The organism is Streptomyces sp. NPDC037301 (genome assembly GCF_055602785.1).
Genome location: NZ_JBVJWD010000019.1, coordinates 39,044 through 50,386, shown reverse-complemented (window position 1 = coordinate 50,386; position 11,343 = coordinate 39,044). Strand labels below are relative to the sequence as shown.

At 68.7% G+C, this 11,343-nt stretch carries 9 protein-coding genes and 1 pseudogene; 6 read left to right on the top strand and 4 right to left on the bottom strand.

Translation table 11 applies throughout. The annotated features are described in order from the left end of the window. Positions 1 to 149: 149 nt before the first annotated feature. From ACZ7IB_RS27570 to ACZ7IB_RS27560, 3 genes are all read right to left on the bottom strand, one after another. A complete protein-coding gene (locus ACZ7IB_RS27570; protein ID WP_470916504.1) occupies positions 150 to 683 on the bottom strand; it encodes a hypothetical protein in 534 nt (177 codons plus the stop codon). Positions 684 to 858: 175 nt separating this feature from the next. Continuing rightward, the gene (locus ACZ7IB_RS27565) at positions 859 to 1,626 is read right to left on the bottom strand and encodes a bestrophin-like domain (protein ID WP_470916503.1); all 768 of its coding nucleotides are present in this window, start codon (positions 1,624 to 1,626) and stop codon (positions 859 to 861) included. A gap of 15 nt (positions 1,627 to 1,641) precedes the next feature. Continuing rightward, positions 1,642 to 1,833 (bottom strand): hypothetical protein, encoded by a 192-nt coding sequence (locus ACZ7IB_RS27560; RefSeq protein ID WP_470916502.1) that lies wholly within the window; start codon positions 1,831 to 1,833, stop codon positions 1,642 to 1,644. Between the two features lie 603 nt (positions 1,834 to 2,436). Between ACZ7IB_RS27560 and ACZ7IB_RS27555 the strand changes: the two are divergent. The 3 genes and pseudogenes from ACZ7IB_RS27555 to ACZ7IB_RS27545 all read left to right on the top strand — a co-directional run bounded on the left by ACZ7IB_RS27555 (position 2,437) and on the right by ACZ7IB_RS27545 (position 6,569). Continuing rightward, positions 2,437 to 3,332 (top strand): annotated as a pseudogene (locus ACZ7IB_RS27555) (SCO0930 family lipoprotein). A gap of 247 nt (positions 3,333 to 3,579) precedes the next feature. Further along, positions 3,580 to 4,398 carry an SAM-dependent methyltransferase gene (locus ACZ7IB_RS27550; RefSeq protein WP_470916501.1) on the top strand — a complete coding sequence of 273 codons (819 nt, stop codon included), beginning with the start codon at positions 3,580 to 3,582 and terminating at the stop codon, positions 4,396 to 4,398. Beyond that, entirely contained in the window at positions 4,395 to 6,569 is a 2,175-nt protein-coding gene (locus tag ACZ7IB_RS27545) for a putative bifunctional diguanylate cyclase/phosphodiesterase (protein ID WP_470916500.1), read from the top strand. Before ACZ7IB_RS27550 ends, ACZ7IB_RS27545 begins: the two co-directional genes overlap by 4 nt. Positions 6,570 to 6,699: 130 nt before the next feature. Here the strand turns inward: ACZ7IB_RS27545 and ACZ7IB_RS27540 are convergent, their stop codons facing one another. Further along, entirely contained in the window at positions 6,700 to 7,590 is an 891-nt protein-coding gene (locus tag ACZ7IB_RS27540; RefSeq protein WP_470916499.1) for a LysR family transcriptional regulator, read from the bottom strand. 95 nt (positions 7,591 to 7,685) lie between these two features. On the opposite strand from ACZ7IB_RS27540, the gene ACZ7IB_RS27535 reads away from it, so the two are divergent. From ACZ7IB_RS27535 to ACZ7IB_RS27525, 3 genes are read left to right on the top strand one after another with little or no spacing between them, the layout of a single operon-like run. Continuing rightward, positions 7,686 to 8,393, top strand: a complete 708-nt coding sequence (locus tag ACZ7IB_RS27535; RefSeq protein ID WP_470916498.1) for a succinate dehydrogenase — start codon at positions 7,686 to 7,688, stop codon at positions 8,391 to 8,393. 1 nt (position 8,394) lies between these two features. Further along, positions 8,395 to 10,344, top strand: a complete 1,950-nt coding sequence (locus ACZ7IB_RS27530; RefSeq protein WP_470916497.1) for a fumarate reductase/succinate dehydrogenase flavoprotein subunit — start codon at positions 8,395 to 8,397, stop codon at positions 10,342 to 10,344. Beyond that, complete coding sequence (locus ACZ7IB_RS27525; protein ID WP_266355361.1) at positions 10,341 to 11,087, top strand: succinate dehydrogenase/fumarate reductase iron-sulfur subunit; 747 nt, start codon at positions 10,341 to 10,343, stop codon at positions 11,085 to 11,087. Before ACZ7IB_RS27530 ends, ACZ7IB_RS27525 begins: the two co-directional genes overlap by 4 nt. Positions 11,088 to 11,343: the final 256 nt, after the last annotated feature.

Here is an 11,343-nt window from a genome sequence, read left to right as displayed (position 1 = left end):
TTTTCGAAACTCTGGAAACGGGACAGGTGGGGCGGCAGGGAGGGGCTAGGGAAAGGGAGAGGGGGTGTTGTTCCCCAGCCCCGCCCGTCGCCCCGAGTCCTGCAAGAGGACTCGGGGCGACGGGCGTATCGGGCCGCACTGCCCTGCTCTCAGTGCGGGCGGCTCCCCTTGCGCTCACGTACGACATAGATGGTGCCAGTGGCCGTGACCACCGCCAGCGCCGTTCCGGCGGCGATCTCCGCGGCGTTCATCCTGTCGATGCCGCCGCCGAGTCCGCCCTGCACACCGGCCGGCGAGGCCGCGGTACTCGTGGCGGGTGCGTCGGAGGCCGCGCTGACCGTGAGTCCGGCCTTCGCCGTGGAGCCGGGTGACGTGTTGCAGATGAACGTCACCTCGTAGGCGGCGCCAGGTTTTGCGTCCCGGTCCACCGTGGCCGCGACGGCCGCGCCCCTGGGAATGGTGACCGTGTCGAACACTCCGGAGCCGGCTGTGGCGGTTGTAGAGCACCCCCGGGCGGCCAGGATGACCTGGCTCCCCGGCGCGATCACCGACGGAGTGACGGTGTATCCGGTCGCGGAGGACGCGCCTCCCGACGTCGCGGCGCATGCGGTTGCAGCCGGAGCGGTCAGGGCGAGAGCGGCGGCGCCGAGCAGGGCGACGGGTGCGGCACCTATTGCGCGCATGGGTGAATCCTCCGGGTCCCCGAGGAGCAGTTGCGGAACGGATTTCCACATAGCGTCAGAAATGCGCCTCGACGCGCCAAACGCTAGAAGTTGCGCATTTTGTTCGCGATCGGAGTGCGCCGCCCGGGGCACCTGTTTCCCCCGAGCGGCGCACCGCCGGTATTCCGGCGGACCGCTATCCGCCCGCCGCGCCGGGGAGCAGATCGAGGAACGGCGCCGCGGTGGCCGAGATGCCCCGGCCGAATGGCGAGTCGAAGTCCCAGATCAGGAAGAGGAGAAAGGCGATCAGGACGCTGAAGAGGCCGGCCAGCAGCAGTTCGCGGAAGGTTCTGCGGATCTGCAGCGTGAAGATCAGCCCGACGGTCACCAGCGCCCCGGTGATCAGGCCGAACCAGACCACGCCAGGCATGGTCGCACCGGCACTCTGTCCGCGTCCGCTGCGTGCGTCGTCGGCTGCGGCGACCTGATCGACCAGTGGCTGATATGCCTGCCCCTCGTGATCGTTCCCCGGCCGGTAGTCGGTGACATCGGTGCGCACCTTGCCGAGGAGCCGGGTCCCCTCGTCGGTGAGAGAGCCGTGCTCGGTCATCGACCGCCACTCGTCGTGGACGACGTGGCGGACGTAGGCGTCGACATCGGTGCGGATGCGCGTACGCACCTCGGCCGGGTAGACGGCGGAGCGGACGTTCACCTCGTGCAGCGCCTGGGCCTCCTGGCGTACGTACTCCTGGGCGGCGCTGCGGCCCTCCCAGACACCCGCGATGGCGAGGCCCAGCACGATCGCGTATACCACGCCGATCATCATCGTCATGTACTCGATGACGTCAGGGGTCTCGGACGGGTCGTCATCGTCTTTGATCCGGCGGTTGTTGAGTATGGCGATGGTCAGCACGACGGCGCTCGCCGCGACCATCGCGAGGGTGAGAACAAGCCATTCCGACATGGGTTCCTCCGGAGGTCATCGGGAGCGGGGACGCAGCACGGCGACGGCGAACACCGCGGGGGCCGTGATCAGCAGGGTGAGGGTGACCAGGGAGGTGCCGCGCCGCGGGACCTTGCGCGGCGGCTTGCGGTAGGCGGGGAGCGCCACGGGCCGGGGCGCGGGATGCGTGGGGCGTACGGAGGGCGAGGGTGAAGGAGGCGGTGCCACGGGCTCCGGTTCCGGTCGTGGTGGTGCGGGGGGCGGTGGAGGCGGAGGTGGAGGTGGAGGTGTAGGCGGAGGTGTAGCTGGAGGTGGAGGTGGAGGTGGTGGTGTAGGTGGTGGTGGTGGTGGAGGAGGCGGGGGTGGAGGTGGTGGTGGTGGTGGAGGAGGCGGGGGTGGAGGTGCGGGCGGTGGAGTCGGCTTGGGCGCCGGGCCCGCGTGACAGTGACCGTGGCCCGACACGGCGACCGCCGAACTCCCGCCGCCCTCCCCGATGGAGGCGTACGCGCAGCTGTCCGCCACTGCGGGTGCCGGGGCGGACAGCAGCCAGAGAAGCGCGACGGCTGCCGTGAGCCGTCCTATGAGTGATCCGTACACGACGGGGAGCATGTTCCGGCCGGTCGCAGGGCACGCCGGGGGCGGACCGGATTCCCCTGATGGTGGGGACATGGACCACCGGGTGTTTGCGGCTCAGGGAAATTCTGTGAACGCGTTGAACAAAGAGGGGACCGCCGCCCGTACCCAGGGCCATGGACGACGCGAAAACGCGTCACAACTCAGTTCGCATGAACGGGAGTTGACATGAGCACCTGAGGGAACGCCTCGCTCGCCGTGACGGCGGCCCTGTTGGCGCTGACGACGGCGTGCGGTCAGGGAAAGGGAGCCGAGACCCCCGACGGGCAGAACGTGGGCAACGCCGACCCGGCCGGAAAGGAGACGGGAAGCGGCTACGGATCGGACAGCGGCTACGGCTCCGGCAGCGGCTACGGCTCCGACGGCGCGGAGCAGGGCAGTACGGGCGAGAGGCCGGCCGGCTCGGGGTGTGGAACAGCAAGAAGCTCGGCAAAGTCCTCACGGACAGTGAGGGTTTCACGCTCTACCGCTTCGACTGGGACACCGCGAGTCCGCCCAAGTCGAATTGCGAAGGAGAGTGCGCCAAGATCTGGCCGGTGGTGCCCGCGGGCACGGCAGCGGCCGGCACCGATCCCGCACTGATCGGCAAGGTCACCCGCTCCGACGGCACCCGGCAGCTCACCACTGCGGGCCGGCCGATGTACCGCTATGCCAAGGACACCGCGCCCGGCGACGCCAATGGGCAGGGTGTGAGCGGCACCTGGTTCGCGTCCGCACCGGACGGCAAGAAGGCCGCGGTGAACGCCGACAGCCCGGCCGGCGCCGAACCGGCCGAACTCGCGGGGCTTTCGGTCCGCAAGGATCCGAAACTCGGGGACGTCGTCGTGGACAAGCGCGGCATGACGGTCTATCGGTTCAAGAAGGACGTCGCATGGCCGATGAAGTCGGCCTGCACGGGTGCCTGTCTCTCGAAGTGGCCGGTAGTTGTCCCATTGGCAAAGAAAGACGTCAAGGGCGTCACGGCCAAGGGTTTTGTCACCTTCAATCGGCCCGACGGAATCACGCAACAAACCATCGACTGCTGGCCGGTCCATACCTTCTCCGGCGATGTGAGGCCCGGAGACACCAACGGCCAGGGCGTCGGGGGCACATGATACGCGGTGTCTCCCGACGCCAAACTGGTGGGCGCCCCCAAGTGGCCCGACAGCGCACCTCCGGGGCCGGTCCGTCGCCGAATGTCACACGCAGCGACGGACCGGTTGCACATGCCACTGGCGTGTGACCAATAACGGACGGCTAATTTCCGTTTCTGCTCGCTCTCCTGGCGGTCGATCAGTAGCCTCTGGTCAACACTGACCATGAACATGGCCGGATCGCCGTGGCGACTTGTTGGAGACATCGATGGAGCGTCCCGCCTGGGCACCGCAAGGCATAGACATTTCGGTGCCGAGCGTGTCTCGCATGTACGACTTCTATCTGGGCGGATCGCACAATTTCGAGGTGGACCGGGAAGCGGCTCGCAAGGCCATGGAGTTCATGCCGGGACTCCCCAAGATCATGCAGGCGAATCGTGCGTTTATGCGCAGGGCCGTGCGTTATGCGGTGAGCCAGGGCATCACCCAGTTTCTGGACATCGGTTCCGGAATACCGACTTTCGGGAATGTGCACGAAGTCGCACAGGCGGCCGACCCCGAGGCCCGGGTGGCGTATGTCGATCACGACCCCGTTGCGGTCGCGCACAGCCGGGCCGTACTCGAAGGAAACGACCGGGCGGTGATCGCCGCCGCGGACCTGCGCCGCCCGCAGGAGATCGTGAAAAGCCCGGCGATCTCCGAACTGCTAGACCCGGACCGACCGGTGGCTCTGCTGCTCGTTGCCGTACTCCACTTCATCGAGGACTCGGACGACCCGCACACCGCGGTCGCCGAACTGCGCGAGCAACTCGCCCCCGGCAGCCTCGTCGTCATCACCCACGCCTCGTACGAGGGGATTCCGCTCACCCAGGAGGAGGCGGGCGGCGCGGTCGGCGTCTACAACAACATCCGCAACCCCCTGGTCATGCGGTCGCGTGAAGAGGTCGCCCGCTTCTTCGAGGGATACGAGATGGTCGAGCCGGGACTCGTGTCCATGCCGAACTGGCGCCCCGACACCCCCCATGCGGTGGAGCACGAGGACCCATTTGCCTTCTCGGGCTTCGCAGGGGTGGGACGCAAGGCGTGAGCATTCCCGCCCAGTCGTCCGGAGCGCCCGACACGGAGCCCGACGGGCCCGAGGACCGGCTCCGGAGATTCGCCACGATCTGGAGCCGGGCCACCTTCCCGGCGACGGCCACCTCCATGACGCGCACGGAGTTCGAACAGCATCTGGTGCCGCTGGCCCGCGGGCTCAGCGACATCCTGCACGCGCGGCCCTTCGACGCGACGCCCGCGAGCGAGGTGGGCGTCGCCCTCGTGGCCGCGCACTGCACGGACCCGGACGCACTCAGCAGCACGCTCGGCGTCATCGACTCCTACCTCGTGCTCTACTGCGGAAGCAATGGCGCGACGGCGCTGTCGACCGAGGACAGCAGAGCCCGCTGCGCCCGGATACAGCACGCCCTCGCCGGCGGCTTCACCCAGGCGCTGCGCGAGCGGACCCTCGCCGAACAGGAGGCCATCGCCCGCTCGGCGCTCACCGCCCGCTCGGACGCCGAGCAGGCTCTGCACGCCACCGAGGCACGCTTCCGCGCCGTCTTCAAGGACGCGGCCATCGGCATCGGGATCGCCGACCTGGACGGCAATGTACTGGAGGTCAACGACACGCTCACCCGGATGTTCGGCGGGCTCGAACACCATGTGCGCAGCCACAAGGTCAACGAGTGGGTCCATCCCGAGGACTCGCCCCAGGTATGGAAGTATTACAACGAGTTGGTACGTGGCGAACGCGAGCACTACCGGGTCGAAAAGGCGTACTACCGCAACGACGGCACCGTGCTGTGGACCAATCTGACGGTGTCCCTGCTGCGCGACTCCGAGGGCAGGCCGGAGTATCAGCTGGCGCTGATGGAGGACACCACGGAGCGTCGGCTGCTCAACCTGCGGCTGCGGTACGAGGCCACGCATGACGCGCTCACCGGCCTGCCCAACCGGACGCTGTTCTTCGAACGGCTGGAGAAGGCGCTGTCCGCCGACGACGGCAGCCGCTTCGGCCTGTGCTACCTGGACCTCGACGGCTTCAAGGCGATCAACGACAGCCTCGGCCACGCGTCGGGGGACCGGCTGCTGGTCGAGGTGGCCGACCGGCTGCAGAGCTGTGCGACCGCGCCCGGCGAGATGGTGGCTCGGCTCGGCGGCGACGAGTTCGTGGCCCTGACCACCGGCCCCGACACCCGGACGGAGGTCGACGAGCTGGCCTGCCGCATCCTCGGCGTGCTCGGAACCCCGATCCTGCTGGAGGGCCGTGAGCTGACCGTACGCGGCTCCATCGGGGTCGTCGAAGGGCCGGCCGGTGAACGCAGCGCCGCCGAGGTACTGCGCAGCGCCGACATCACGATGTACCGGGCCAAGTCGTCGGGCGGCAACCGCTTCGAGCTCGCCGACGCCGAGGCGGATGCCCGTGCCATCACCCGGCACGGGCTGACCACCGCGCTGCCCGCCGCCCTGGAGCGCGGTGAGTTCTTCATCGAGTACCAGCCCCTCGTACACCTCGGCGACGGCACGGTGCACGGCGCGGAGGCACTGGTGCGCTGGTGCCACCCGCAGCACGGGGTGCTCGGTCCGGACCGGTTCATCCCGCTCGCCGAGCACACCGGGCTGATCGTGCCGCTCGGCCGCTGGGTGCTGGAGGAATCCGTGCGGCAGGCCCACTTCTGGCAGGAGCGGCACAGCGACGGCGGTCCGCTGCGGATAAACGTCAACCTCTCGCCGACCCAGTTGCACCATCCGCGGCTGGTCGCCGAGACGGTCGACGTGCTGGAGCGGTCGGGGCTCGAACCCGGGGCCCTGTGCCTGGAGGTCACCGAGTCCGCGCTCATCGGCGCGGACGACGATCTGCTGAAGCCGCTGCGGCAACTGGCGGAAATGGGCGTCGACATAGCACTCGACGACTTCGGCACCGGGTACTCGAACCTGGCGAACCTGCGCAGGCTTCCGGTGAGCGTTCTCAAGCTGGACCGTTCCTTCACGCAGGGCATGCAGCAGCATCCGGCGGATCCGGTCGATCTGAAGATCGTCGAGGGAATCGTCTCGCTGGCGCACAGCCTGGACCTCGCGGTCACGGTGGAGGGCGTGGAGACCGGGGCCCAGGCGGAGCAGCTGCGGGAGCTGGGGTGCGACACGGCCCAGGGGTGGTACTACGCCCGCCCCGGTGCGCCCGACCGGATCCACTCACTGCTGCTGGCCGACGCGGTGTGAGGGGGCGGGGAGCGAAGGCACCCAGGCCGTCCGGTCGACGTCTCGTCCTCAATCGCGAAGATCAAGCCTGTCCGGCGATCGGGAACGAAGCGCGGCCGGTAGGCCGCGTAACCGGCGGCCCGGGGCCGACTCAGGCCCGTCCGGCAGCGAGTACCACCTTCTGCAGCTCGCGCGCCGCGCGCGGTGGTGCCACATCGCTGCGGTGCGCGAGCGCGATCGTGCGCCGCAGGCCCGGGCGGGCCAGCGGTGTGGTCCGCAGGTCGTGGCCGGCGCGGACGGCGACCATGCTGGGCACCACCGCGATCCCGAGTCCCGCCCGGACGAAGCCGAGCACCGCGTCCATCTCCCCGCCCTCCACCGTGAACGACGGCTCGAAGCCCTCCGCGCGGCAGGCGGCGACCGTCAGTTCGCGCAGGTCGTAGCCGTGCCGGAACATCACCAGGGATTCCCCCTGCAGGTCGGCGATCCTCACGCTCCCGCCCCGGCCGGGCCGCGGCGCCTGTGCCGACGACACCACGACCAGATCCTCCTGGAGCAGCTCGACCGTGGTGAGCGCGGGGGACGTCGCGGGCAGCGGCAGCACGATCAGGGCCAGATCGAGTGCTCCGCGCGCCAGCTCCCGTACGAGGTCGAGCGAGCCGCCCTCCTCAAGCAGCAGTTGGATTCCCGGATGCCGGTCGTGGAAGGCGCGCAGAACGTCGGGGAGCAGGCCCGTGCAGAGGCTGGGCGTGGCGCCGAGCCGGACCCGGCCCCGGCGCAGCTGAGCCAGCTCCTGCACCTCGTGGCGTGCGGTGTCGGCGTCCGCGAGGATGCGCCGGGCGAGCGGCAGCAGGGCCTCGCCCGCATCGGTGAGGGTGATGTTGCCGCGGGCCCGGCTGAACAGCTCCGCCCCCAGCTCGTTCTCCAGCGCTCTGATCTGCTGGGAGAGCGAGGGCTGCGAAACATGCACCTCCTCAGCGGCACGGGTGAAGTGACGGGTCTCGGCCACGGCCACGAAGTACGTCAGCTGCTGGAATTGCATACACTCAGCCTAGCGGTCACGATAGTCCATGCCTATGAAGATGAGCTGTTCCATGTCTTGGACTGATGGGGCCTTTCGGCCCTAGCGTCGTGTCCATGGCATTGGCAACACGGACGGACCGACGGCCGTCCATGACGCGTACGCTCTGGGACTCGTCCGTCGGCAAGAAGACGATCATGGCCGTGAGTGGCCTGATCATGCTCCTCTACTTGGTTGTCCATATGATCGGCAACCTGAAGATCTTCTTCGGGTCCGGCGAGTTCAACCATTACGCGCACTGGCTGCGGACCATGGGCGAGCCCTTCCTGCACTACGAGTGGGCCCTGTGGATCGTCCGCGTCGTACTCGTCGCCGCCGTGGTGCTGCACGCCACCTCCGCGTACCAGCTGAGCCGCCGCGACATCAAGGCACGGCCCAGCAAGTACGTCCACAAGAAGCCCCGGGCGAGCTATGCCACGCGGACCATGCGCTGGGGCGGGATCATCCTCGCCCTGTTCATCGTCTGGCACATCCTCGACCTGACGACGGGCACCGTGCACTCCGGCGGATTCCAGTCCGGGCACCCGTACCAGAACGTCATCGACACCTTCTCCACCTGGTACGGCAACACCATCTACATCGTCGCCATGCTCGCCCTCGGACTCCACGTCCAGCACGGCTTCTGGAGCGCCGCCCAGACCCTCGGCGTGGGCAACGCGACCCGTGACCGTGCCCTCAAGACCATCGCCAACGTTCTCGCAGCGGTGCTGACGGTGGGCTTCATCTCCGTACCCGTCGCCGTCATGACCGGAGTCGTGAGCTGACATGACCGACTACTCGCACTACGAGACGGGCGCGCCCGTCGTCGACACCAAGGCCCCCGAAGGCCCCGTCGCCGAACGCTGGGACACCCGCCGTTTCCAGGCGAAGCTGGTCAACCCGGCCAACCGCCGCAAGCACACCGTCATCGTCGTCGGCACCGGCCTCGCCGGCGGCTCGGCCGGGGCGACGCTGGCCGAACAGGGCTACCACGTCGTCCAGTTCTGCTTCCAGGACTCGCCCCGCCGCGCCCACTCCGTCGCCGCCCAGGGCGGCATCAACGCCGCGAAGAACTACCGCAACGACGGCGACTCGATCCACCGGCTCTTCTACGACACGGTCAAGGGCGGCGACTTCCGCGCCCGCGAGTCCAATGTCCACCGGCTCGCCCAGATCTCCGTGGAGATCATCGACCAGTGCGTCGCCCAGGGTGTCCCCTTCGCCCGCGAGTACGGCGGCCTCCTCGACAACCGCTCCTTCGGCGGCGTCCAGGTCTCCCGCACCTTCTACGCCCGCGGCCAGACCGGGCAGCAGCTCCTCCTCGGCGCCTACCAGGCACTGTCCCGGCAGATCGCCGCCGGGAACGTCGAACTGCACGCCCGCACCGAGATGCTCGACCTGATCATCGTCGACGGCAAGGCCCGCGGCATCGTCGCCCGTGACCTGGTCACCGGGAAGATCGACACCTACTTCGCCGACGCGGTCGTGCTGGCCAGCGGCGGCTACGGCAACGTCTTCTACCTGTCGACGAACGCCATGAACTCCAACGCCACCGCCATCTGGCGCGCCCACCGCCGCGGCGCGTACTTCGCCAACCCGTGCTTCACCCAGATCCATCCCACCTGCATCCCGCGCACCGGCGACCACCAGTCCAAGCTGACGCTGATGAGCGAGTCGCTGCGCAACGACGGCCGGATCTGGGTGCCGAAGGCCAAGGGCGACAACCGCCCCGCGAACGAGATCCCCGAGGACGAGCGCGACTACTACCTGGAGCGCATCTACCCGGCCTTCGGCAACCTCGTGCCGCGTGACATCGCCTCGCGCGCCGCGAAGAACGTCTGCGACGAGGGCCGCGGTGTCGGACCCGGCGGACAGGGCGTCTACCTGGACTTCGCCGAAGCCATCCAGCGGATGGGCAGGGCCAGGGTCGAGGAGAAGTACGGCAACCTCTTCGACATGTACGCGCGGATCACCGCGGAGAACCCGTACGAGACCCCGATGCGGATCTACCCGGCCGTGCACTACACGATGGGCGGACTCTGGGTCGACTACGACCTCCAGACCACCATCCCCGGCCTCTTCGCCATCGGCGAAGCCAACTTCTCCGACCACGGCGCCAACCGGCTCGGCGCCTCGGCGCTGATGCAGGGCCTCGCCGACGGCTACTTCGTCCTGCCGTCGACCATCAACGACTACCTGGCTCGCAACCCGCACCACGACGAGGTCGACGCCTCGCACCCGGCCGTCGAAGAGGTCGTCGCGGACACCGAGGACCGGCTGAACCTGCTGCTCTCCGTCGACGGCGACCGCACCCCCGACTCCTTCCACCGTGAGATCGGTGAACTCATGTGGGAGTACTGCGGCATGGCCCGCACCGAGGAGGGGCTGCGCAAGGCCCTCGACCGGATCCCGCAGATCCGCGACGAGTTCTGGCGCCGCATCAAGGTTCCCGGCACCGGCGACGAGTTCAACCAGTCGCTGGAGAAGGCCAACCGCGTCGTCGACTATCTGGAGCTTGCCGAGCTCATGTGCCTCGACGCCCTGCATCGCGCCGAGTCCTGCGGAGGCCACTTCCGCGAGGAGTCACAGACCCCGGACGGCGAAGCCGCCCGCCGTGACGAGGAGTTCTCCTACGCCGCCGCCTGGGAGTTCTCCGGCACCGACGAGGCACCCGTCCTGCACAAGGAAGACCTCGTCTTCGAGTACGTCCACCCCACTCAGCGGAGCTACGCATGAAGCTCACCCTGCGCGTCTGGCGCCAGAAGAACGCCGACGCCCCCGGCGCCATGTCCACCTACGAGGTGGACGGCATCTCGCAGGACATGTCGTTCCTGGAAATGCTCGACACCCTCAACGAGGAACTCATCCTCGCCGGCGACGACCCCGTCGCCTTCGACCACGACTGCCGCGAAGGCATCTGCGGCGCCTGCAGCCTTGTCATCAACGGCGATGCCCACGGCCCCGAGCGCACCACCACCTGCCAGCTCCACATGCGGTCCTTCCAGGACGGCGACACGATCGACATCGAACCGTGGCGCGCCTCCGCCTTCCCGGTCGTCAAGGACCTGGTGGTGGACCGCTCGGCCTTCGACCGGATCATCCAGGCGGGAGGCTACATCTCCGCCCCGACCGGCACCGCCCCCGAGGCACACGCCACACCGGTGCCCAAGCCGGACGCCGACTTCGCCTTCGAACACGCCGAGTGCATCGGCTGCGGCGCCTGCGTCGCGGCCTGCCCCAACGGCTCTGCGATGCTCTTCACGTCGGCGAAGATCAACCATCTCAATGTCCTGCCGCAGGGCGCCCCGGAACGTGAGACCCGGGTGCTCGACATGGTCGGACAGATGGACAGCGAGGGCTTCGGCGGCTGCACACTCACCGGGGAGTGCGCCACGGCCTGCCCGAAGGGCATTCCGCTGCCGTCGATCTCGGCCATGAACAAGGAGTGGCTGAGGGCGACCCGGAAGGTGCACCGCTGAGACCACGGCCGGTGTTCACGGTCGCAGCGGTGGAGCCACCGGGGGCGACCGTGGCCGAACCGGGTGCGACGGCCACCGAGTAGTCGTCCGTCACCGGACCGGCGCGGATCGCACGGCTGGGCCGCGCCCCGTCGGGGGCGCGGCCCGTTCCTGTGAATCCCGGCCGGGGGTCACATGCCGCACGGCATGGAGCGGCCGTGAGGCATGCCCATGATTGGTCTGGACCAGCCTGTGGTCAATGTTCTTTGCCTTTTCA